Origin of the sequence: Kineococcus sp. GCM10028916 (assembly GCF_042674865.1) — a bacterium.
In the GTDB taxonomy this organism is placed as follows: Bacteria; Actinomycetota; Actinomycetes; order Actinomycetales; family Kineococcaceae; genus Kineococcus.
In genome coordinates, this window is sequence record NZ_JBHTFM010000021.1 from 70,101 (window position 1) to 91,106 (window position 21,006).

The 21,006-nt window shown below is 73.4% G+C and carries 23 protein-coding genes; 12 read left to right on the forward strand and 11 right to left on the reverse strand.

Annotated features, from left to right (window positions below; genetic code table 11):
* Positions 1 to 92 precede the first annotated feature (92 nt).
* Genes ACFQ46_RS22170 through ACFQ46_RS22185 form a run of 4 tightly spaced genes read left to right on the forward strand, consistent with a single transcriptional unit; the run spans position 93 to position 4,082 of the window.
* Positions 93 to 2,312, forward strand: coding sequence for a putative bifunctional diguanylate cyclase/phosphodiesterase (locus tag ACFQ46_RS22170; protein ID WP_380262161.1), 2,220 nt, complete (start codon positions 93 to 95; stop codon positions 2,310 to 2,312).
* Positions 2,309 to 3,157, forward strand: coding sequence for an HDOD domain-containing protein (locus ACFQ46_RS22175; RefSeq protein WP_380161696.1), 849 nt, complete (start codon positions 2,309 to 2,311; stop codon positions 3,155 to 3,157). The genes ACFQ46_RS22170 and ACFQ46_RS22175 overlap by 4 nt, the downstream gene beginning before the upstream one ends.
* Before the next feature lie 17 nt (positions 3,158 to 3,174).
* The gene (locus ACFQ46_RS22180) at positions 3,175 to 3,561 is read left to right on the forward strand and encodes an ATP-binding protein (protein WP_380262163.1); all 387 of its coding nucleotides are present in this window, start codon (positions 3,175 to 3,177) and stop codon (positions 3,559 to 3,561) included.
* Between the two features lie 8 nt (positions 3,562 to 3,569).
* Positions 3,570 to 4,082 (forward strand): GNAT family N-acetyltransferase, encoded by a 513-nt coding sequence (locus ACFQ46_RS22185; protein ID WP_380262165.1) that lies wholly within the window; start codon positions 3,570 to 3,572, stop codon positions 4,080 to 4,082.
* 6 nt (positions 4,083 to 4,088) lie between these two features.
* On the opposite strand, the gene ACFQ46_RS22190 is transcribed toward ACFQ46_RS22185, so the two are convergent.
* The gene (locus ACFQ46_RS22190) at positions 4,089 to 4,706 is read right to left on the reverse strand and encodes a TetR/AcrR family transcriptional regulator (RefSeq protein ID WP_380262167.1); all 618 of its coding nucleotides are present in this window, start codon (positions 4,704 to 4,706) and stop codon (positions 4,089 to 4,091) included.
* A gap of 119 nt (positions 4,707 to 4,825) precedes the next feature.
* On the opposite strand from ACFQ46_RS22190, the gene ACFQ46_RS22195 reads away from it, so the two are divergent.
* The gene (locus ACFQ46_RS22195; RefSeq protein WP_380262169.1) at positions 4,826 to 5,383 is read left to right on the forward strand and encodes an NAD(P)H-dependent oxidoreductase; all 558 of its coding nucleotides are present in this window, start codon (positions 4,826 to 4,828) and stop codon (positions 5,381 to 5,383) included.
* Positions 5,384 to 5,396: 13 nt separating this feature from the next.
* On the opposite strand, the gene ACFQ46_RS22200 is transcribed toward ACFQ46_RS22195, so the two are convergent.
* Positions 5,397 to 5,876 (reverse strand): hypothetical protein, encoded by a 480-nt coding sequence (locus tag ACFQ46_RS22200; protein ID WP_380262171.1) that lies wholly within the window; start codon positions 5,874 to 5,876, stop codon positions 5,397 to 5,399.
* Positions 5,877 to 5,885: 9 nt separating this feature from the next.
* Positions 5,886 to 6,317: a hypothetical protein gene (locus ACFQ46_RS22205; protein ID WP_380262173.1), complete on the reverse strand. Its 432-nt coding sequence runs from the start codon at positions 6,315 to 6,317 to the stop codon at positions 5,886 to 5,888.
* A gap of 130 nt (positions 6,318 to 6,447) precedes the next feature.
* Between ACFQ46_RS22205 and nadE the strand changes: the two genes are divergently transcribed.
* Positions 6,448 to 7,269, forward strand: coding sequence for an ammonia-dependent NAD(+) synthetase (gene nadE / locus ACFQ46_RS22210; RefSeq protein ID WP_380262175.1), 822 nt, complete (start codon positions 6,448 to 6,450; stop codon positions 7,267 to 7,269).
* 41 nt (positions 7,270 to 7,310) lie between these two features.
* On the forward strand, positions 7,311 to 7,721 hold the full coding sequence (locus tag ACFQ46_RS22215) for a hypothetical protein (RefSeq protein ID WP_380262177.1): 411 nt from the start codon (positions 7,311 to 7,313) through the stop codon (positions 7,719 to 7,721).
* Positions 7,722 to 7,795: 74 nt separating this feature from the next.
* Here ACFQ46_RS22215 and ACFQ46_RS22220 read toward each other — a convergent pair whose 3' ends face one another.
* On the reverse strand, positions 7,796 to 8,290 hold the full coding sequence (locus tag ACFQ46_RS22220) for a MarR family winged helix-turn-helix transcriptional regulator (protein WP_380262179.1): 495 nt from the start codon (positions 8,288 to 8,290) through the stop codon (positions 7,796 to 7,798).
* 276 nt (positions 8,291 to 8,566) lie between these two features.
* Here ACFQ46_RS22220 and ACFQ46_RS22225 point away from each other — a divergent pair, with 276 nt between their 5' ends.
* Positions 8,567 to 9,802, forward strand: coding sequence for an FAD-dependent monooxygenase (locus ACFQ46_RS22225; protein ID WP_380262181.1), 1,236 nt, complete (start codon positions 8,567 to 8,569; stop codon positions 9,800 to 9,802).
* Here the strand turns inward: ACFQ46_RS22225 and ACFQ46_RS22230 are convergent.
* Positions 9,781 to 11,115: an EAL domain-containing protein gene (locus ACFQ46_RS22230; protein WP_380262183.1), complete on the reverse strand. Its 1,335-nt coding sequence runs from the start codon at positions 11,113 to 11,115 to the stop codon at positions 9,781 to 9,783. The genes ACFQ46_RS22225 and ACFQ46_RS22230 overlap by 22 nt on opposite strands.
* A 252-nt stretch (positions 11,116 to 11,367) precedes the next feature.
* On the opposite strand from ACFQ46_RS22230, the gene ACFQ46_RS22235 reads away from it, so the two are divergent.
* Positions 11,368 to 11,712, forward strand: coding sequence for a hypothetical protein (locus tag ACFQ46_RS22235; RefSeq protein WP_380262185.1), 345 nt, complete (start codon positions 11,368 to 11,370; stop codon positions 11,710 to 11,712).
* Between the two features lie 28 nt (positions 11,713 to 11,740).
* Here the strand turns inward: ACFQ46_RS22235 and ACFQ46_RS22240 are convergent, their stop codons facing one another.
* The 4 genes from ACFQ46_RS22240 to ACFQ46_RS22255 form a co-directional block, all read right to left on the reverse strand.
* Positions 11,741 to 12,820 carry an iron-containing redox enzyme family protein gene (locus ACFQ46_RS22240; RefSeq protein WP_380262187.1) on the reverse strand — a complete coding sequence of 360 codons (1,080 nt, stop codon included), beginning with the start codon at positions 12,818 to 12,820 and terminating at the stop codon, positions 11,741 to 11,743.
* 102 nt (positions 12,821 to 12,922) lie between these two features.
* Positions 12,923 to 13,204: a hypothetical protein gene (locus ACFQ46_RS22245; RefSeq protein ID WP_380262189.1), complete on the reverse strand. Its 282-nt coding sequence runs from the start codon at positions 13,202 to 13,204 to the stop codon at positions 12,923 to 12,925.
* Entirely contained in the window at positions 13,201 to 14,667 is a 1,467-nt protein-coding gene (locus ACFQ46_RS22250; RefSeq protein WP_380262191.1) for a PP2C family protein-serine/threonine phosphatase, read from the reverse strand. Before ACFQ46_RS22250 ends, ACFQ46_RS22245 begins: the two co-directional genes overlap by 4 nt.
* Before the next feature lie 20 nt (positions 14,668 to 14,687).
* Positions 14,688 to 15,407 carry a GAF and ANTAR domain-containing protein gene (locus ACFQ46_RS22255; protein WP_380262193.1) on the reverse strand — a complete coding sequence of 240 codons (720 nt, stop codon included), beginning with the start codon at positions 15,405 to 15,407 and terminating at the stop codon, positions 14,688 to 14,690.
* 170 nt (positions 15,408 to 15,577) lie between these two features.
* Here ACFQ46_RS22255 and ACFQ46_RS22260 point away from each other — a divergent pair, with 170 nt between their 5' ends.
* The 3 genes from ACFQ46_RS22260 to ACFQ46_RS22270 all read left to right on the forward strand — a co-directional run bounded on the left by ACFQ46_RS22260 (position 15,578) and on the right by ACFQ46_RS22270 (position 19,182).
* Positions 15,578 to 16,996, forward strand: coding sequence for a M20/M25/M40 family metallo-hydrolase (locus ACFQ46_RS22260; protein ID WP_380262195.1), 1,419 nt, complete (start codon positions 15,578 to 15,580; stop codon positions 16,994 to 16,996).
* Complete coding sequence (locus tag ACFQ46_RS22265) at positions 16,993 to 18,153, forward strand: glutamate--cysteine ligase (protein WP_380262197.1); 1,161 nt, start codon at positions 16,993 to 16,995, stop codon at positions 18,151 to 18,153. Before ACFQ46_RS22260 ends, ACFQ46_RS22265 begins: the two co-directional genes overlap by 4 nt.
* Positions 18,154 to 18,258: 105 nt before the next feature.
* Entirely contained in the window at positions 18,259 to 19,182 is a 924-nt protein-coding gene (locus ACFQ46_RS22270; protein ID WP_380262199.1) for a GAF and ANTAR domain-containing protein, read from the forward strand.
* Between the two features lie 18 nt (positions 19,183 to 19,200).
* Here the strand turns inward: ACFQ46_RS22270 and ACFQ46_RS22275 are convergent, their stop codons facing one another.
* Complete coding sequence (locus ACFQ46_RS22275; protein ID WP_380262201.1) at positions 19,201 to 20,667, reverse strand: aminotransferase class I/II-fold pyridoxal phosphate-dependent enzyme; 1,467 nt, start codon at positions 20,665 to 20,667, stop codon at positions 19,201 to 19,203.
* Positions 20,664 to 20,873, reverse strand: coding sequence for a hypothetical protein (locus tag ACFQ46_RS22280; RefSeq protein ID WP_380262203.1), 210 nt, complete (start codon positions 20,871 to 20,873; stop codon positions 20,664 to 20,666). The genes ACFQ46_RS22275 and ACFQ46_RS22280 overlap by 4 nt, the downstream gene beginning before the upstream one ends.
* Positions 20,874 to 21,006: the final 133 nt, after the last annotated feature.

Sequence of the window (21,006 nt, forward strand, 5' to 3'; positions counted from 1 at the left end):
CCCCGAACGATCAACTCGTGGCGCTCCGTGCCGATGAACACCCTGATGCGGCCCACGGAAGGTGCCGCCGGGAACCACCGTGGACGGAACCAGTGCTGAACGACGCGTGGCGCAGCCAGCACGCCGGGGGGAGCGACGACTCCACCACCGGTGTCGATGCCGCACTGCTGCACTTCGCGGCAGCCGCGGACCAACCCGTCCTGGTCGTCTCCCGCCCTCAGGCCCCCGCCCCCCTGGAGGTCGCCCGCGTCCGCTGGGCGAACACCGCCGCCGCCGACCTGTTCGGGGTGGCCTCGGACCACCTCGTGGACCGGGCCGTCACCCGGCTGCTCCGCCGGCGCGAGGAGTCCCCCGAGGGCGAACACCTCTCGCGGGACCGCCGCACCCGCTGCACCGTCGACGCCCTCACCTCCGGCGGGGAGTCCCGCCACGTCGAGGTCGTCGCCTGGCCCGTCCCGGAACGCGAGGGACGCGAGTGGTTCTGGGTGCTGGCCGTCGTGCTGCCCGAGGACGAACGGGCCCAGGCCGCGCTGCGCGCGGCGGAGGAGCGCTTCGCCACCCTGGCGCAGAGTTCCCCGGTGCCGACCATCGTCTCCGACGTCGGGGCCCGCCTCTCCCGCGTCAACGACGCCTTCGCCGAGCTCATCGGCCTGCCCGCCGAGGAACTCTGCGGCACCGCGTGGCTCACCCACGTCGTCGACGACGAACGCAGCGGTGTCGTGGACGCCGTCGCCCGCGTCCTCGCCGGCGAACGCGTCACCCTCGACACCCGGCTGCGCAACGCCGCCGGGCAGGTCCGCTGGGTCGCGGTGCGACTGGCCCCCAGCCGCACCCCGGGCTACGGCGCCGGGTTCATCGGCACCGTCGAGGACGTCACGGACCGCCTGGCCCGCGAGCACCGGCTGGCCTACCAGGCCCAGCACGACCTGCTGACGGGACTGCCGAACCGCCTCGCCCTGCTCGAACGGCTCACCGACCTGCTGACCCCGCAGGCCGAGGCCCCGCAGGCGGGGAGCGGCGTCGGTGTCCTCATGGTCGACCTCGACGACTTCAAGACGGTCAACGACGGACTCGGCCCGGAGGCCGGCGACGCCGTCCTCGTGGAGATCGCGCGCCGACTCGCCCGGACCGTCCGCGGTGGCGACATGGTCGCCCGGCCCGGCGGCGACGAGTTCGTGCTCGTCTGCGCCGACCTCACCGACCTCGACGCCGTGCAGGCCACCGCACGTCGCGTCCTCGACGCCGTCCTCGCCCCGGTCGAGGTCAACGGGTTGCGGTTGCGGCTCGTCGCCAGCATCGGCGTCGTCCTGCTCGAAGGCCTCACCTGCAGCGCCGAGGAGGTCGTCCGCGACGCCGGGATCGCCGTCCACGAGGCCAAGGCCGCCGGCGGGGGACGCTGGACCCTGCTCGACGACGAGGTCCGCCAGCGCGCCCGACGCGCCCTGCGCCTCGTCGCCGACCTGCGGGAAGCGTTGTCGCGCGGCACCGTCGACGTCCACTACCAGCCCATCGTGCGCCCCGGTTCGCCCGCCGAACTGCTCAGCCTCGAGGCCCTCTGCCGCTGGACCCACCCCGAACTCGGGCCGATCCGGCCGGACGTGTTCGTCGAACTCGCCGAACGCGCGAACCTCGTCCCGCTGCTCGACGCCCACGTCCTGGCGCTCGCCTGCCGCGACCTCGCCGCGTGGCGGGCCGCGCACGCCACGGGCGACCTGCCGCACACCCCGGCCTACGTCGCGGTGAACGTGTCGGCGGTCAGCCTCGCGGCCGAAGGCTTCGCCGCCGGGGTCCGGCAGACGGTCGCCGCGGCCGGCCTGCACCTGCGCGACATCTGCCTCGAGGTCACCGAGACCTCGCTCGCCAGCGACCTGCGCGCCTGCCGCACGGTGCTGGAGGAACTGCGCCGCGACGGAGCCCGCGTCGCCATCGACGACTTCGGCACGGGGTACTCCTCGCTGGCCTACCTCAAGGACCTGCCCGTCGACCACCTCAAGGTCGACCGGTCCTTCGTCCGCGACCTGCACAGCGTCGGCGAGGGTGTCGCCGGGGGACCGGCCCGCGCCGTCGCCGCTGCCGTCGTCTCGCTGGCGCGAACGCTCGGCCTGGGGATCGTGGCCGAGGGGGTGGAGACCCTGGAGCAGGACGCGGTCATCCGCGACCTCGGGTGCGAGGCGGTCCAGGGCTTCCTCTACTCGCGGCCGCTGACCCGCGAGGCCCTCGTGGAGGTCCTGCGCGCCGGTGGTCTGCTGCACCCGCACCCCCTCGCACCGCCCCCGGTGCACGTGCCCGCACCGCGGGAGGTGACGGCGTGAACGAGACGCACGCCCCCGAGGTGGTCTCCACCCTCGTCCCCGGTGCGGTGGAGGTCCTGGGCCGGATCTCCGCCGCCCTCGACGACCTGCCCTCGCACCGTCCCGTCGCGGCCAAGATCATCGCCGAGGCCGACGACCACCGCTCGGACGCGAAGTCGCTGGGACGGACGCTCAGCTACGACCCGGCGCTGGTGGCGAAGGTCCTGCGCCTGGCGAACTCCGCCTACTTCGGCCTCTCCGGCACGGTGTCCGCCCCCGCGTTCGCGGTCACCGTCGTCGGCTTCTCCACCGTGCGCAGCCTGGCGGTCTCCGCCATGGCCGGCCTCGACGACGTCCCCCCGGCCCTCGAGGGGTTCTGGGACCGCAGCGTCCTCACCGCCGTGGCGGCCGCGGAGTTCGCCCCGAGGCTGCGGGCGAAGGCCCCGGACGCGTTCTCCGTCGGACTGCTGGCCCGCCTCGGACAGGCGCTGCTGGTGCGCTGCGACCCCGAGGAGTACCCGGTGCTGGTGGCCGGTGCCGCGGACCGCGACGACCTGCTGGAGGCCGAGAACCGCCGCTACGGCGCCACCCACACCCGGGTGTCGGCCGAGGCGCTCGCGGCCTGGGCGTTCCCGGACGAGCTCTCCGAGGCGATGGCGCAGGTGGACCGCCCCGGCTGGGCGACCCCGCTGGCGACGTCGGTGCGGCTGGGACTCGAACTCTCCGAACGCATCCTGGACCCGGCCCGAGCCTCCCGTCCGGCCGAGCAGTTGAGCGCCGGGCACGTGCGCGACGCCGAGGTCGACGCGCTGCGGTCCGGGGTGACGCGCACCGCCGCCGAACTGGTGCAGCTGCTCACGTCCTGACCTGGTTGGATGGCGGGGTGTGCGAGGCGACCCCGGCTGCGGAGATCACGTTGCCCGACGACGAGCACTCCGCGCGTCGGGCCCGCACGTTCCTCACCGAGGCCTACTGCGGGCGCCACCACGCGCGGGTGCTCGACGAGGCCCAGCTCCTCGTCTCCGAACTGGTGACGAACGCGGTGCGCCACGGTGGTCCGCCGGTGCTGGTCCGCGTCTCCTGCGGCGGTGATGACGGCGCGGGCCTGCAGGTGGCGGTCTCCGACGGGAACCCGCACCCCCCGGTGCGTCGCGACGTGGCCCCGGAGGCCGAGGGGGGTCGTGGGGTGGCGCTGGTCGACATCCTCTCCGACCGGTGGGGCGTGGAGCACGCCTCGAGCGGCAAGACCGTCTGGTTCGTCCTCTCGTGAGGACCCGGTTGCGCCTCGTCACGCTCGAGGACGCCGCGACCCTGGCCACGCTGGTGCGGGAGAACTGGGACTTCCTCGCCCCCTTCGAACCCGAGCGGGCACCGGAGTACTTCACCGCCCAGGGTCAGCGCGACGTCCTGGCCCGGTTGCTGGCGGAGCACACCGCCGGCCGGGTGGTGCCCTGCGTGATCGAGCACGAGGGGGCGGTCGTGGGCCGCATCACCGTCTCGGGGATCGTCCGCGGCCCGCTCCAGTCCGGTGACGTCGGTTACTTCGTGGCGCAGGCGGTCAACGGTCGCGGGGTGGCCACGGCGGCCGTCGCCGAACTGCTGGGCACGGCCTTCGCCGAGGCGCCCGCGGGGCTGGGTCTGCACCGGTTGCAGGCGGGAACGCTGCTGTCGAACTCCGCCTCGCAGGCCGTGCTGCAGCGCAACGGGTTCGAACGGATCGGGGTGGCCCGGCGCTACCTGCGGATCAACGGTTCCTGGCAGGACCACGTGCTGTACCAGCGCACGGTCTGACGGGACTCACGCGAGCGCCGGTCCCACGACCCGGGCCACGAGGTCGCTCCACCCGGCGGCGAGCCGCTGCGGGGACAGGGGTGGGACGGCGCCGGGCTGCTGCTCGACGTGGAAGGCCAGCGGTGCCTCCAGCGCCGCGAGCAGGTTGAAGGCCAGCACCTCCACGTCGCCGCCGACACCGGCGGCCTGCAGCAGGACCCGGACGTGCAGTCGGGCGAAGGCGGCCGGGGCGTTCGCCCCGCGGGTCAGGTGGGCGTCGGCCTCGCGGAGGAGGTAGCCGCGGTCGGCCAGGAACCGCAGGCGCTCGTGGCCGAAGGCCACCAGTCGCGCGACCGGTTCCGCGCCGGGGCCCAGCGGGGGTGGACCGCTGAGGCAGGCGGCCTGGAAGTCGCGTTCGTACTCGTCCAGCAGGGCGGCGAAGAGCCCGGCGCGGGACCCGAAGCGGCGGAAGACGGTGCCCTTGCCGAGGCCGGCCTCGGCGGCGAGCGCGTCCATGCTCAGGCCGGCGACACCGAGGTCCCGGACGAGGCGACGCGCGGTGCACAGCAGCAGTTCCCGGTTGCGGGAGGCGTCGGCGCGTTCCGGCGGCGGCGGGGAGCCCAGGAGGCTGACTGTGCGGCGCACGGGTGAAGCGTAGGCCCTTCCCGCCCGGATGCTTGAAGAGGACAAGAGAAACGGACTACAGTCCGCATCAGGAACGGGCGTGTCCGCCCCTCCCCACACGCTTTGCGAGGAGATCCCCGATGACCAACGTCCTGGTGCTGGTCGGCAGCCTGCGCGCCGCCTCCACGAACCGTCAGATCGCCGAGACCGCCGTGCAGCTGGCGCCCGAGGGTGTCGAGCTGACGATCTTCGAGGGCCTGGGTGACCTGCCCTTCTACAACGAGGACATCGACGTCGAGGGCAGCGTGCCGCAGACCGTCACCGACTTCCGCGCCGCGATCACCGCCACCGACGCCGTCCTGGTCGTCACCCCCGAGCACAACGGCACCGTGCCCTCCGTGCTGAAGAACGCGATCGACTGGGCGTCGCGCCCCTACGGCGCGAGCCCCCTGACCGGCAAGCCGCTCGTCGCCATCGGTTCCGCGTTCGGTCAGTTCGGCGGCGTGTGGGCGCAGGACGACGCGCGCAAGGCGTTCGGCATCGCCGGCGCCGACGTCCTCACCGAGATCACCATGGCGATCCCGGGTTCGGTCGTCCGCTTCGCCGACGTCCACCCCAAGGACGACGCCGAGGTCGTGGAGAAGCTCACCGTCGTCCTGGGTGGGCTCGTCGCCGCCACCACGGTCGCCGCGGCCTGAGCCCCGCCGCAGTTCACCGGGTGGGCGCGACCGGGACCATCGCCGAGGCGTTCCGGTCCCAGATGCGCGGCGCCCGCCCGGCGAACTCGGTGGCGAGCCACGTCCGGACCTCCTCGAAGGTCCGGCCGGTCTCGGCGACGCGGTGCTCGCCGAGTTCCTCGAACCGGTCGTCGTCGAGGCAGTAGGCGACCTGGTCGAGGGAGTTCATCTGCCGGATCGTGACGAGTTCCGCGACGAGCCGGTCCTCCGGGTGCCGGGCGGCCGGGTGCAGTTCCCTGGCCGCAGCGCAGAACTCCTCCCCGTGCGCGGTGTCGGTGAAGCTGTAGCGGTTCGCCCCGCCGGTGCCGTCGTCGCTCACCAGCCCGAAGCTCTGGCCGAACCGCAGCAGGTCGCACGACCAGGCGACCTCGAGGGCGTCCTCGGGGGCGTCGGGGTCCTCCTGGTAGCCGCTGATGCTGTAGCGCTGGTGCGGGTGGCTCATCGGCAGGGGCACGGCCAGACCCTAGGCGACCTCGACCTCGACCTCGATCGGGACGGGGACCTGCACCGGCGCGGGAACGCTCTGCAGCCGCGACCGGGCCGCCTCCAGCACGACGAGCTCGGCGATGGTGGCGGGGGCGAGCAGGTCCAGCGTGGCGGCGATGCGGGCGCACAGCGCGTGGTCCTCGGAGACGAAGGCCGCGTGCACGAAGGCCAACCCCATCACGAAGCTCGCGTGCCGGCGGGCCTCGATGGCCTGCAGGTCGTCGAGGGTCAGCTGGACGCCGAGGACCCGTCGCGCGCAGGCCGGACCGAGGTGCAGGACGGTGCCCGTGGGCGTCGCCACCAGGGCGGCGCCGGTCGGCAGGTCGTGCCGGCAGAGGGGTGCCTGGCACCACCCGCCCTCGCGCGAGAAGCCGACGACGCGGCTGCGGGGAGGGACGGAGGAGAACATGCAGGAGTCATCGGGACGAACGTGGCGGGGCTCGATGCGCCGCTCGGGGGACCCTCGGCACCGGAACCGCGACCCCTCGACGGGGTGACCGCGTCCTGACGGGGGAGAACCTGCGCGGGATACTCCTGCCGTGCGTCCACACCAGCGAGCCATCGCCGACGAACTCGGCGTCGTCCCCTCCGTCGACCCCGCCGCAGAGATCACGCGGCGCGTGGCGTTCCTGCACGACTACCTCCTGCGGACCGGTGCCGCCGGCTACGTGCTCGCCGTCAGCGGGGGGCAGGACTCGACCCTCGCCGGGCGCCTGTGCCAGCTCGCGGTGGAGGCGGTGCGTGCCGAGGGCGCCTCCGCCCGGTTCGTCACGGTGCGGATGCCGTACCGCAGCCAGGCGGACGAGGAGGACGCCCAGCTCGCACTGCGCTTCATCGCCGCCGACGAGGGGCTCACCCTCAACATCGAGCACGGCGTCGACGGCGTCGTCCGCGACGTGCAGTCCGCCACGGGGGAGCCGTTGAGCGACTTCGTCAAGGGCAACGTCAAGGCGCGGCTGCGGATGGTGGCGCAGTACGCCGTCGCCGGTGAGCAGAACCTCCTCGTCGTCGGCACCGACCACGCGGCCGAGGCGGTGACCGGGTTCTTCACCAAGTACGGCGACGGCGGCGCGGACGTCGTCCCCCTCACCGGGTTGAGCAAGCGGCAGGGCCGGGCGCTCCTGGAGCACCTCGGGGCGCCGGTCCGGTTGTACGAGAAGGCGCCGACCGCCGACCTGCTCGACGACCAGCCCGGCCAGACCGACGAGGCGAACCTCGGTCTGAGCTACGCCGACATCGACACCTACCTCGAGGGCGGCACCGTGGACGAAGAGGTCGCCGAGGCCATCGAGGCCCGGTACCGGGCCACCGAGCACAAGCGCCGGCTCCCGGTCGCGGGCCGCGACGACTGGTGGCGGTAGCGGCGGAGCCACCCGCCGGACGGCTCCGGACGTGCCGGGGCGTGGTGCAGATCTCCCTCGGCGGTCTCTGGGTGCTCCAGGACGCTGAGCCCGAGGGCTGGGGCTACGACGACTACCCGTCCGACTTCGCCGGTAGGACGGGCGGTGAAGGCATCTACCTGATCTCGGGGCACTACGCCGGTCCCGTCGGGGTGACGGTGGAGGTGCACCGCTCCGCTCCCGAACCCCCACGAGGATGGGAGAAGTCGGCTGAGCTGGAGGGGAACTACCCCAGCCGGGTGGCCAGGGCGTGGTGCGAGCTCCTCGAGGTCGATGAGCAGTTGGAGCACATCGAGTTGCCGGCCGAGCGCGTGCGGATCCGCGTCTCGGTGAACGGGTGGAGCACACCGCCCAACCCCGGTGGTTCGCCCGAGACCTGGCTCCTGCAGGTGTGGCCCGCTGGAGCTGCCTGACGATCGGCAGGTCGTACCCGCAGCGCCGGCCGCGCGCCGCGTCGGGGTAGACCCGTGCGCCGGTGAGTCCGTCGTCACCGACCGGGGGCAGGGTGGGGAGCGTGTCTTCCGGTGAGTTCCGACGTCTCGAAACCCTCGACGACCTCCGAGATCGCGAGGTGGAGCTCGTCGAGCACGGTCACGAGTTGTCGCAGGAGTTCCGGTGGGTGCTGTCGCATCATCGCGTCGACGCGGGCGCCCAGGGGGGCGAAGAACCGCACGGCCTGTTCCTTCACGTCCGGCGGCACGCGCAGGGTCACGACCCGCCGGTCCCGGTGCTCGCGGGAACGGACCACCAGACCCGCGGTCTCGAGGCGGTTGAGCAGCGCGGTCGTCGCGCCGGTGCTCAGGCCGATGCGGCGGCCCAGAACGGTCGGTGAGAGGGGTGTTCCGCGGTCCTGGTGGTAGACCACCTGCCCGAAGGCCTCGGCGTCAGCCGTGCTGACCCCCAGCCAGCGCGCCAGGTGGTGGACCACGTCGGCGTTGTCGGCCGTGTACACCTGCAGGGCGTCGACGACCTGGTCCGCCAACGGCATCTGGTTCCGGGCGCCTGCCGGTGCGTCGGGGACGGAGCGGACCGACCGGGATCCAGTGCGTGGCTGGGTCATCACATCCCTCTCGCTGCTGACGTCGTGACCCAGGTTAGCGCTTGACTCCAGGAACAAGTACCTCCAAGATGGAGGTACTCCAGATCAGCGCTGATCGTGCTCGACGGCCCTGCGCCGGTCCCTGGGTCTCCAGCCACCTGAGTTCCCACCACCCGCACGTCGTCCACCCGCGCACCGGACCAGCAGGAGGAACCACCGATGACGAACACCGCGAAACGTCCCCGCACGCCCCGGGTCCTCATCACCGGAGCCAGCATCGCCGGCCCCGCCCTCGCCTGGGGCCTGCGCAGGGCCGGGTTCGAGGTGACCCTGCTGGAGCGGTCCGCTCAGCAGCGCGAGACGGGTCAGAACATCGACATCCGCGGTCTGGGACGCGACGTCGTCCGGCGGATGGGCCTCGAAGCCACCGTGAAGGCGAACCTCACGGGGGAGCGGGGAACGCGTTACGTCGACGACACCGGACGTCCCTACGCGGTCCTCCCGCGCGAGGAGGGCCGTGACGGACCGACGGCGGAACTGGAGATCCTCCGCGGCCGGTTCGCCGGGATCCTCGTGGGCCTGCTCGACGAAGGTGTCGACCTGCGCTACGGCGACTTCGTCACGGCGGTGCGCCAGGACGACGACGGGGTCGACGTCGAGTTCGACCGCGGCTCCCGGGAACGTTTCGACCTGCTGCTGGTCGCCGAGGGCCGCAGTTCGCGCACGCGCAGACTGCTCTTCGCGCAGGAGACCGAGTACCGCGACTTCGGCGTGAGCATCACCTACGGAACCCTGGACCGTGTTCCCGCTGACGTCGACTGGTGGGACTGGTACACGGCGACCGGTGGGCGGGTGGCCTCGATCCGCCCGGACGACGAGGGCACGATGCGGGCCAGCATGTCCTTCGAGTCCGAACCCGCGGGGTTCGAGGGACTTCCGCTGGAGTCGCAGTTGGCGGTCCTGCACGAACGGTTCCGGGGGGCCGGTTGGCAGACCCGGCGGATCCTGGAGGGTTTCACCGCGCGGCCCGAGGAGTTCTACACCCAACGCATGGAACAGGTAGTGGTCTCGACCTGGACCAAGGGCAGGGTCGCCCTGCTGGGCGACGCCGCGTGGGGTTCGGGCCCGACGGGGATGGGGACCACCCTCTCCCTCGTCGCCGCCCACGTGCTCGCGGGGGAACTCGCCCGGACCTGGGCCGCGGGTGGTGATCACCCGGCCCGGGCGTTCGCCCGCTACGAGGCCCTGCTGCGGCGCTACGCCGACAGCGCCCAGGGCCTCCCTCCCGGCGGAGCTCGCCTCCTGCACCCCTCTTCCGCGCTCGGCGTCAGGGTGGTGCGGGCGACGCACCGACTCGCGGCGACCCCTGCGCTCACGGGTCTGGCGCAGAAGTTCTTCCTCACCAGCGCCCGCCACGTTCCCCGCCTGGACGACTACTCCCTCCTGCGGGGCTGAGCCGCCGGGTGCGAGAGCAGGGCGCGGGCCGCCGCGGTGACGACGGAGTGGCGGTAGGTGAGGGTGTAGTCGAAGACACGTCGAGGAGCCGCGGCACCCCGAGTCGCGTCCCCGGGCAGGTCGTCGTCGGGCGCCACCTCGTGCGCCATCAGCGCGGCGTGGAAGTGGGGGGCCAGGACGAGGACGTACCACTCGGCCGCGAGGGGGTCGTCGCGCGGCAGCGTGACGGTGTGCCAGGGGGAGCCGGGTTCGGGGGGCAGGTCCGGGCCCAGGACGTAGACGTACCCGGAACCGTCTTTCACCCCGCGGTAGCGCCTGCGGGCGGAGGCGGTGAAGAACTCCGGACGCTGGAAGGTCGTCACCAGCACGCACGTCCCGGCTAGGGCGAGAGCCTGCTCCTCCAGCTGGTGACTCAGTTCCACGATCAACCGCTTCGATCCCCGACGGACGACGACCTCGTCGCGCAGGTCCAGCAGCGGGGTGCCGCGGCCCGGCGTGCTCGACGGTGCCGGTGTGCGTGGACGCGGGGTGCGGAGCGGGGTCGGAGAACTCGCGCCGACGAGGGTCGTGGCGGGCGCCGGGCGCCCGAAGAACCAACCCTGCCCCAGCTGAGCTCCCAGGTCCTGGGCCGCCTCGAGGTGTTCGGGGGTCTCGATGCCCTCGGCGAGGACGAGGCAACCGCTGCGTTCGGCGAACGCCCGGACGGCGTGCACGATCTGGGCGAGTTGCTGCGAGGGTCTGTCCTGGATCAGGCTGACGTCGAGCTTCACCACGTCCGGGTCGATGAGCGGCAGGAACGCCAGCGAGGCCGGCGAGACCCCGACGTCGTCGACCGCGATGCCCCACCCGAGCGCGCGGAACCGCTGGACCGTCTCCAGCAGCTGGACGTGGTGGGTGGCGATGGCGCGTTCGGTGACCTCGACGACGATCCGCACCGGAACGGCCGCCGCCTGCGCGGCCAGCTCCTCGACGTCGCTCCAGTCCATCCTCCCCAGACCTTCGGGTTCGGCGTTGAGGAAGACGACCGGTACCCGGCCCCCGTGCAGGGACCCGACCGCCACCGACCAGCACAGCAGGTCCAGCTCGGCCAGACGGCCGCGCGCACGGGCTGCGTCGATCAACGCCTCGGGACGGGCCAGGGGACCCGCGGGCCCTCGGGTCAGGGCTTCGTGCGCGACGACGTCCCCGGTCCGCAGGTCGACGATGGGCTGGAAGACGCTGTGCACGCTGCGGTCCCGGAGGACGGCCGCGAGGTCGTCCCGCCCGGCCGGCGGGGTGTCCTGCGGGCGCGTCGCAGGGGTCGCAGAGGTCACGGAGGCTCTCTCGCGGTAGATCCCCACCCGGCACCGGCGGGAGAACTCCGGCCCCGAGGTTGGAGCCGCACCTGAACTGCTGCTCCCAACCTCGTACGAACAGGTCCGATGCGCAACCGGTCCCGAAACCCGGTGACGAACTCGGGACGGCCGGGCTTGCGTTCGCCGCCCGAGCTCCTAGCGTGGGAACGGGTTGAACAGCGAGCCTGCGTCCCGGGCGACCGGGACGACCGGACGAGCACTGGAGACACCGTGGACGCCCAGACGCCCGAACACGCCGACCTCCCCCTCCCCGACTACGACCACCTCCCCCTCGCGACCCTGCAGCACCGGATCCGCACCCTCGACGCCGACGCGCTCGCCGAGGTCACGGCCTACGAGGAGGCGCACGCCCGTCGCCTGCCCGTCCTGAGCCGACTGCGGGAGCGGGCGGCGCAGTTCGCGCAGGGTGCCGGTCCGTCGGGCGGTGATCCCGCCGCGCCGCAACCGGAGCACGCGCCGCCGGCGGAACCCGCGCCGACCGCGGTGACACCCGGTCCGCCGGTCAACCCGCCGTCCCAGGGGGTGCCGACCAACCCGGCGCAACCGCGGCGCTGACGCGGGGCGGGGCGAACTCGGCGGACCCTCATCCCCGGGGTCGTCGCCCCACCAGCCGCAGGACCTGGTGGCTGTCCGGCGCGTCGTCGTGGTGGTCGGCCGGGAGCAGCGAGCTGGTGCCGGCCGACCAGGCCCCGAGGACCTCCTCGGCGACCAGCCGCGCCAGCGACGCGCCCGCCCGGGCCCCGAACACGACGTCCGCCGCGAGTTCGGGCTCCGCCGCCAGCAGGCTCGCGACGAGTTCACGTCCCGTCCCCGCGTCGGGACCGGGTTGCGCCGGCTGGGTCTCGGGGGCGGAGGACCCGGTAGCCCCGCCCCGAAGACCGAGGCGTCGCAACCCGTCACCGACGGCGGTGCCGAGGGACGGGGAACTCAGGTGGGAGAAGGCCAGGTGCCCGGCGAGGGCCCCCCGGTCCCTGCGGTGCAGGCCGAACATGGTCGCGGTGTTGACGGCGGCCAGGCTCGTCGCCGGTAGTCGGCTCACGTAGGCGCCGTGGGCGTCGTCGAGCCCCAGGTCGATCGTGGTGCGGGTGGTGGACACGCCGGACGTCCCCCGCGGGTCCCCGCTGTGGACCTCGCGGAACGGCACCAGGTGGTGCAGGGAGTGGTGCACGAAGAACTCCCGGAACTGCTCCAGGTCGGCGTCGAGGGCCAGGTGCGCGGTGAGCCCCGTGGCGTCCCGGGCGGTCGCGAGAGCGACGAGTTCCGCGTCGACCCGCGCGGGGCCGGTGAGGAACTCCGGCCGCGTCCCTCGACCGAATCCGTGCCGTCCGTGCACGAGGACCTGCAGTGACCGTTGCAACGCCATCTCCAGGTCGGCGCGGACCCACAGCAGACCGAGGTCCCACTCGAGGTCGTCGACGACCTGGTCGATGCCCTCGTGATGCAGTTCGTAGAGCAGCAGGAGGGTGAGTTGCACGTCCTCGTCGCGCAGGACGTCGACCGTGTGCGCCCGCTGCGCGAGTCGCATCAGGTCCTCCTGGCGGGGTTCACCCCCCGCGCTGAGGAGGAAGGTGGTGAGGGCGTCGCTCAGCGGCCCACGCGCCGGTGGCAACGGCAACCGGCCGCTGCGGGGGAGGGTGCGGACGGCGGAACCGTGACGGGCCACGACTGCTCCAGCGTTCGAGGGGTCTCCGCCCGCCGCTTGGAGCTGTCGCAGAAACTACGGGCGGTTCCGCCGCGGACGCAACCCCGCCGCGGCGGTCGCCGGTCAGGGACGGGGGTCGTTGCGGACCCAACGGCGGCCCGTGGCCCGTCCACCCGTGGCCGCCAGGCACTTCGGGCAGGTCCAGCGGACCTGGTCACCGCTGCCACCGGTGAACCGGTCCAGGTCGGAGAACTCGACGTGCGGGAAGCGGGCCAGTCCGGCCCGCCGCAGGGGGACGCCGCACAGCGTGGCGTTCTGCCCGGGTTCCCAGGCGTGGGCCTCGCCGGCGGGCAACCTGCTCCCGCCGTCGTCCGGGACCCACGTGCTGCTCGCTGCGGTCTTCACGAACTCTCCTTCCGAGGATCCCGCCACCGGGCGAGCAGGATCGTGGCGTCGTCCTGGAGGCTGCCGTTCTGGTGGTTCATGATCGCCCGGGTCAGGCGACGGACCGTCTCGGCGAGGCCGAGGTCTCCTGCCGCTGCGCGCTCCAGGAAGTCGACGAGGCGCTGCCGGCCGAAGAAGTTCCCCGCCTCGTCGCGGGCCTCCTCCACCCCGTCGGTGTGCAGGGCCAGCCAGTCGCCCGGCTGCAGGGTGAACTCCCCGAGGGGGAGCCCGTCGTTCCCGGCGACCGGGAGACCGAACGGTGTGCGCCGTCCTCCCGAGAGTTCGGTGACCACGCGCGCGTTCCGCAGCACGACCGGGGCGGGGTGACCGGCCCCGAGGTAGCGCAGGCGCCCGGTCGTGAGGTCCAGGTGCAGCAGGACCCCCGTCACGAGCGCGTCGGGGAAGTGCGCGGCGAGGACGGCGTCGATGGCCGCGGCCTGGGCCTGCAGGCCGCCGCCCGCGCGGCGGGAGGTGCGGTAGGCCGCGAGCGTCGCGGAGGCCATCAGGCCGGCGTCCAGGGCGTGACCCATCGCGTCGAAGACGGCGAGGTCGACGTGGTCCGGGGCGAGGGCGTAGTCGAACACGTCGCCCCCCACGTCCGCCGCGGGTTCGAGCAGTCCGCTGACGCTGAACGACCGGGTCCGCGCGGTCAGCGGTGGGAGCAGTCGCCAGATCAGTTCTGCGGCCACCGACCGGGGGCGGGTCTGCCGGGTGGCGTCGACGGTGTCTCCCGTGGCCCCGGCGGCCGTGACGAGTCTCCCGACGAGCCGCGCCAGCACCTCGAACTCGTTGCGCAGCAGCGGGTCGAAGAGGTCGTGCCGGTCCAGGGGTGACGCGTCGAGGACGCCGGTGACCTGGGCGCCGTCGAAGACGGGGATCCACCAGCGCGGGTGCGGACCGGTCAGTGCGGTCTGGGTGCGCCCGCTGCGGAACGCCCGCCCGGGCAGGGTGCGTTCGATGAGGAGCGGCCCGCGGACGCGGTCCTCGCGGACGGGGTCGAACGGGACGAGGAGCCGGCGTTCGTCGTCCGCCAGGTAGATCACCAGGCGGACCCCGCGGCTGCGGCCGACCCGGTCGGCGATCAGCCCGAACTCGCCCGCCGAGGCCTGCTGCACGCTGTCCAGCAGCGTCGCCAGCGCGGTCCCGGCGCTGCGGGCCGCGCGGGGGCGGCGCGGACCGACGGGCACCAGCAACCCGGCGCTGCGTTCGGTCAGCCGCTGGTTGGCGGCGTGGGCCAGCAGGGTGCGGTCCCGGACCGGCAACGACTCACCGGCGAGGAAACCCTCCACCTCGTCCGGACCGAGCGACCCCCCGAGCGCGAAGAACGTCCGCCAGAGTTCCCCGAGGCTCAGGTCGGGGTGGGTGAGGGCCCGGCGCAGCGCTCGTCGCTGGGCCTCCTGCACCGGGTCGGGAGGTGCGGCCACCGAGCCGTTCACCGAGCCGTTCACGGCCGGCGGCGGGTCGCCGCGTCGACCAGGGCGCGGGCGACGACGTGGACGGGTCGGCCCTCGTGGGTGGCCAGGTCGAGGAGGACCTCGGTGGCGCGGTCCTCGTCGACGCGGTCGCGCTGGACGACGATCCCCCGGGCGGTGTTCACGACGTCGCGCTGCCGCAGCGCCCGCTTGAGGTCGGCGCTCAGGTGCCGTCCGCGTTCGGCGACCCGGGCCTCGGCCAGCAGCACCGCCGCCTGGGCGGCGGTGAGGCTGAGGACGCGTTCGCTGCGCAGGTCGAAGGCGTGGGGGGCGCGCCCGTAGACCTTGATCGCGCCCAGGACGTCGTCGCCGGCCACCAGTGGGACGCTCAGCAGCGACAGGAACCCCAGACCCTCCAGGTCGAGGGCCCACCGCGGCCACCGGGACTCGGTCCGCACGTCGTGGACGACCGTCCGGTGGCGACGGGCGACGGCCTCGAAGCACGGCCCCTGGCCGTCCCGGTACTGCAGTTCATCGGCACGCGCCGCGATCTCGTCACTGGCGGCGGTGGTGGAGGCGCGGCCCGCGGTGTCCAGGACCGTCACCGCGCAGGCGTCCGCCCCGGAGACCGTCTCCAGCACCAGTTCGGTCAGCAACGGCAGGACGACCTCGACGACCCCGCCGGTCAGCAGCGCACCGGTGCTGCGGGCGACGACGACGGAGAGTTCTTCGGTGGGGGACAGGAGGTCCACGGCAACACCTCGCGGGGTGGGAGAGCGGCCGCTCCTTCGACTCTGGGCTCAGGGTACTCGCAGAAACCCGTCGCACCAGTTGCGGGACCGGGTTGCGGTGGTGGCCGAACGTGCTGCCATGGAACCCGGTCCAACGGTGCGGCCTCCGGCTCTGCAGGAAGTTGAACGCGATGTCGCGTCCCGAGAACGCCCGGACGAACCCTGCGGACGAGCTCGCGCTCGTCCGCGCCCACGCGGTCGAGAACCGTGACGACCTGCTCGCCCACCTCACCGGCTGGGTGCGCATCCGCTCGGTGTCGGCCGACCCGGACAACTCCCCGGACATGATCCGTTCCGCGCACTGGCTGGCCGCCGTCCTGCGGGACACGGGTTTCCCGGAGGTCGAGGTGTGGCGCACCGAGGGAGCGCCGGCGGTCTTCGCCCGCTGGCACGCGGCCCCCGGGGCCCCGACCGTCCTCGTCTACAGCCACCACGACGTGCGCCCCGCCGAGGACGACCACTGGGAACAGACCCCGCCCTTCGAGCCCGCGCTGCGGGACGGGAAGTTGTGGGGCCGGGGTTCCTCCGACGCCAAGGGTCAGGTCCTGGCCCACGTCTGGGCGGTCCGCGCGCACCTCGCCGCGACCGGACGCGAGGCGCCGGCGGTCAACCTCACCGTGCTCGTCGAGGGCGAGGAGGAGTCGAGTTCGACCCACCTCGCCGAACTGCTCGAGGAGCGTTCGGCCGACCTGCGGGCCGACCTCGTCGTCCTCTCCGACACGATGACCTGGGCCAAGCCGTCCCCGGCCCTCTGCACCGGGGTCCGCGGGTCGCTCAGCGCCACCCTGGAGGTCCTCGGCCCCTACCGCGACGTCCACTCCGGCGCGGTGTCGGGCCCCGCCCCCAACCCGGTCGTGGAACTCGCCCGTCTGCTGGGGACCCTGCACGACGAGCACGGACGCATCACCCTGCCGGGGTTCTACGACGACGTCGAGGAACCCGACGCAGGGTTCCGCGACGCCCTCGCCCGGCTCCCCTTCGACGAGGCGGACTGGCTGCAGCGCAGCAGCACGCGCTCAGTCGGCGGTGAGGAGGGCTGGACGGTGCCGGAACGGCTCTACCTGCGCCCGGCGGTCGAGGTCACCTCCCTCCTCGCCGGGGACCCGGTCGGCCCGTCCCAGGGGGCGATCCCCGCGGTGGCCACGGCCGGCATCAGCTTCCGCACCGTCCCGGGACAGACCGTCGCGGGGGTGGCGGACCAGCTGCGCCGGTGGGTCGCCGAACGCATCAGCGACCGCGTCGGGTACCGGTTGCAGGTGTCGGAGGAGAGCGGTCAGGAGCCCTACGTCACCCCGGCCGACCTGCCGGCGCTGGCCGTCCTGCACCGCGCGGCCGAGGAGGGCTTCGACACCTCCGTCGCCTGGATGCGCAACGCGGGTGGGGCCCCGGCGGCGTTGATCTCCTCGACGCTGGGCATCCCCCTGGTGTTCTTCGGCACCGGCCTCCCGGAGGACAACTGGCACGACAGCGACGAGTCCGTCGACGTCGAGACCCTGCTCGCCGGGGTGGTCACGCTGGCCCGCTTCTGGTCCGGTCTGGCCGGGGCATGACCGCGCCGCAGGTCGTCCCGGCAGGAACCACCCTCGGGGTCGAGGAGGAGTTCCACGTGGTGGACCCGCAGACCCTCGCCCTGCTCGACGAACCGCGTCTCACCCGGGCCGCCCTGCACGGGGACCTGGGGCCGTCGGTCGATGCGGAGATCGCCACCACGCAGCTCGAGACGGCCACCGGGATCTGCCGGACCCTCGCGCAGCTGCGGGACGAGGTGCTGGCCCGGCGCGGCGACGCCGGGGCCGCCGCGGCGAGGTTCGGTGCGGTGGTGCTGCCCGCCTCGACCCACCCCTTCGCCCGGTGGCAGGACCAGCGGGTGACGGCCCGTCCCCGCTACCTGGGGCTGCTGCAGCGGTGGGGGGTCCTGGCCCTGCAGCAGGTGATCTGCGGGTGCCACGTCCACGTCGGGGTCCCCTCGCTGGACGTCGCGGTCGCGGTGTCCGACCGGGTCCGGCCCTACCTTCCCGTCCTGCTGGCGATGACCGGTAGTTCACCCTTCCACGACGGGGTGGACACCGGTTACGACAGCTACCGGACGCAGTGGTTCGCCCGCTGGCCCATCACGGGTGCGCCGGAGGAGATGGGGGACGCGGCAGGTTTCCGGCGGATCGTGGCGCAACTGCGACAGGCCGGTGTCGTCGACGACGCCTCCAACCTCTACTGGGACGTACGGCCCTCCGCCCACTACCCGACGCTGGAGTTCCGGATCGGCGACGTCTGCCCGCGCGTCGACGACGTCGTCCTGCACGCGGCGCTCTGCCGGTCGCTGACGCGGGTCCTGGCCGAGCGCGCGCAGCGGGGCACGCCGCCGCCCTCGCTGCGCCCCGAGGTGCTGCGGGCGGCACGGTGGCGGGCGGCGCGCTCGGGCCTGCAAGGGGGTCTCGTCGACCCCGTCACGGGTGACGTGCGGCCCGCGCACCGCGTGGTCGCCGACCTCCTGGGTGAACTGCGTGACGACCTCGAGCAGGCCGGGGAGCACGAGGAGGTCACGGCTCTCGTCGCCCGCCTGCTCACGGACGGGACGTCGGCCACCCGGCAGCGGGCGGTGTTCCACCGGACGGGCGAGTTGCCCGACGTCACCGCCTCCGTCCTGCGCGACGCGGCGACCCGACCGCTCGGGAGTGCCCCCCGGGCGGTCAGCCCGGGGACACGGTGATCACCGACCCGGAACCCACCTGTCGGACGCACGGCGGACGTGCCATCATCGGGTCTGCGTCCAACAGCGGGAATGCACTCCGATCGACCCTGGAGTCATCTCGCGATGTCCACCACGACCGGCGCCACCGCCCCGCACCCGATGCCTGCGCGCATCCCGTCCACCGTCCGCACCGCGCCACCGAGCCGGGAACGGGCCGAGGAACCGTCCGGCTTCGACGCGCTGGAGGTGGACCTCGAGCAGACGGCGGTCCTCCTGCAGTTGGCCCAGCTCGCGCAACTCCCCCCGGAGGAGCTCTGCGGTCGGGACCTGCTGTCGCGGCTGGTGACGGTGGCCGGACGGGCGCTGCCGACCGCCGACTGGTGCAGCATCGCGCTGGGTGACCCCCGCGCCCCGCGCGACGCGGCGGCGGACTCCCGCACCGCGCAGCTCGCCGACGGTCTGCAGAGCCGTGCAGGGGAGGGTCCCGGCGTCGACGCCTTCGCCCACGGCGTTCCGGTGCTCGTCCAGCACGTCGGTCAGGACCACCGGTGGCCGCGGCTCAGCGTGCTGTCCGGGGCGCTGCCGGTGCGCGCCGGGTTGTCGGTGCCGATCACCGTGAACGCCGTTCCCAACGGGACCCTGAACGGCGAGGTGATCGGTGTGCTCAGCTACCACGGCGCGCAGCCGGGCGCCTTCGACTCCGCCGACGACCTCGATCTCGGTCTCACGGTGACCGCCGCCGCGGCGACCGTCCTCGGGGCGCGGGCACAGGTCGAGGCGTTGCAGCAGGAGGTGCAGAACCTGCGGACGGCCATGACCAGTCGCGCGTCCATCGAGCAGGCGAAGGGGATGGTCGCGGCGTGGTTGTCGTGCGGTCTGGAGGAGGCGTTCGAGGTGATGTCCCGGTTGAGCCAGGACCGCAACGTCAAGCTCCGCGACCTGGCCGCCCTGCTGGTGCGCGACCCGCTCTCCACCGGACTGCGCGAGCTCCTCGTCACGTACCGAGCGTCGTCCCCGCGCCCGCGCAGCCGGGGACCCCGGGGGTGACCGGACGCCGGCCGGCCCTCAGCCCCGGACGACGCGCAGCACCTCCATCGACGGGTCGGCCGCGTCGGGGACCAGCATCCCCGCGGCCACCCCGCTGGCGAGGTACTCGACCGCCTCCCGGGTGATGACCTCCCCGGGGACCAGGACCGGAACGCCCGGTGGGTAGGGACTGACGACCTCGGCCGACACGCGGCCCACCGCGCGGTCGCGGGGCACCTCCTCGGCGGGAGCGAAGAACGCCTCGCGCGGCGTCATGACGCTCTCCACCGCCAGACCCGCCCGCGAGGGCAACCGGACGGAGGGTCCGCCGCCGATCCCGTCGGCTTCCGCGACCATGCGGCGCAGCGAGCGCAGGAGGACCTCCTCCGTGGCGTCGTCGTCGGCGTGGGTGAGGCGGGCACCGATGCGGCAGGTGTCCGCCGAGCCGACGTCGACGTGGCAGGCCGCCCGCAACCAGTCACCGGCCTGGAACCCGGTGATCCCGAGCGGCCGGACGTCGACGGTCACGGCCAGCGGGTCCAGGTCGAAGGCTCCCCGGGGGCGCACCACCTCCCGGCCCATGACCCGCAGGCCGGGGAGGCCGTCGACCTCGGCGCGCACGCGGTGGGCCCGCCGCAGCGCCGACCCCAGGAGTTCCTCACCCTGCTCGACCATCTGCCGACGCCAGCCGTCGAGGCTGGCGTACACGAGGGGGGACGAGCTCGTGGTGCCGAGCAGGTCCTCGCGTTGCCTGAGGACCACGGGGTCGACCCGGTCACCCTTGAGGTGGAAGACCGAACTCTGCTCGATGGCCGATCCCATCTTGTGCACGCTGGTGACGACCAGGTCCGCTCCCGCGTCCACGCCCCACGCGGGAAGATCGCCGTGGAAGGGCAGGTGCGCGCCCCAGGCCTCGTCGACGATCAGCGGGACGTCGAACTCGTGGCACACCTCGGCGACGCCCGCGATGTCCGCGCAGGTGCCCCAGTCGGTGGGGGTGATGAGGAGCATGCCCTTCGCCTCGGGCTGGAGTTCCAGCGCACGACGCACGTCGGCCGGCTCCGGGGGGTGCGCGAGGTGGAGGTCGTCGTCGAAGTGCGGGTGCACCCACACGGGGTCGATGCCCGAGAGGATCACCCCCGCGATGACGGACTTGTGCGCGTTGCGGGAGACGAGCAGCTTCTCCCCGGGACCGGCCACGGACATCATCGCCGCCTTGACCGACAGGGAACTCCCGCAGGTCGAGAAGAACGTGGTGTCCGCTCCGACGGCGTCGGCCATGAGTTCCTCGGCCTGGCTGACGACACCCTGGGACTCCCGGCGGTCGTCGAGCCCGTCGAGGGTCAGGATGTCGCACGCGAACGTCCCCCGGCCCATCACCTCGAGCACGCGCGGGTCCACGCCGCGACCTTGCTTGTGCCCGGGGGGTCCGAACACCACGTCCCCGCGGCGGTGGAATTCCGCGATGGCCTGCAGCACAGGCACCCGCGAGTGGTCCGCGCTCACGGCAGCCCCACCTCCAGGGCGCACACGGCCTCGAGCGGGACCGCCGTGGGTTCGAGTTCCAGCGCCACCTGCAGGTAGACCTCCCGGTCCTCGACGGCGACGGGAACTCCCGTCAAGCTGGTCCCGTCGTCGAGCCGGACGGTCAGGGCGTCCGCCGATCCCGGGTGGACGCGGATCTCCTCGGCGGCGTCACGCAGACGTTCCACGATCTGAGCTTGCATCACGGCTGTTCCCCGGGGGCTCGGGCGGGAAGTTCCCCCGCCTCGTGCGCTGCGCCTGGTTCGGCAGCGGTGGCGGACCACACCGAGGTCGGTTCGACCCTGGACGTGGTCCTCGCCC

What these genes read in the sequence shown, in the direction of transcription:
- ACFQ46_RS22195 (WP_380262169.1), top strand. Translation starts at nt 4,826, where the DNA reads ATGACCAACGTCCTGGTGCTGGTCGGCAGCCTGCGCGCCGCCTCCACG.
- ACFQ46_RS22205 (WP_380262173.1), bottom strand. Translation starts at nt 6,317, where the DNA reads ATGTTCTCCTCCGTCCCTCCCCGCAGCCGCGTCGTCGGCTTCTCGCGC.
- ACFQ46_RS22225 (WP_380262181.1), top strand. Translation starts at nt 8,567, where the DNA reads ATGACGAACACCGCGAAACGTCCCCGCACGCCCCGGGTCCTCATCACC.
- ACFQ46_RS22260 (WP_380262195.1), top strand. Translation starts at nt 15,578, where the DNA reads ATGTCGCGTCCCGAGAACGCCCGGACGAACCCTGCGGACGAGCTCGCG.
- ACFQ46_RS22265 (WP_380262197.1), top strand. Translation starts at nt 16,993, where the DNA reads ATGACCGCGCCGCAGGTCGTCCCGGCAGGAACCACCCTCGGGGTCGAG.
- ACFQ46_RS22270 (WP_380262199.1), top strand. Translation starts at nt 18,259, where the DNA reads ATGTCCACCACGACCGGCGCCACCGCCCCGCACCCGATGCCTGCGCGC.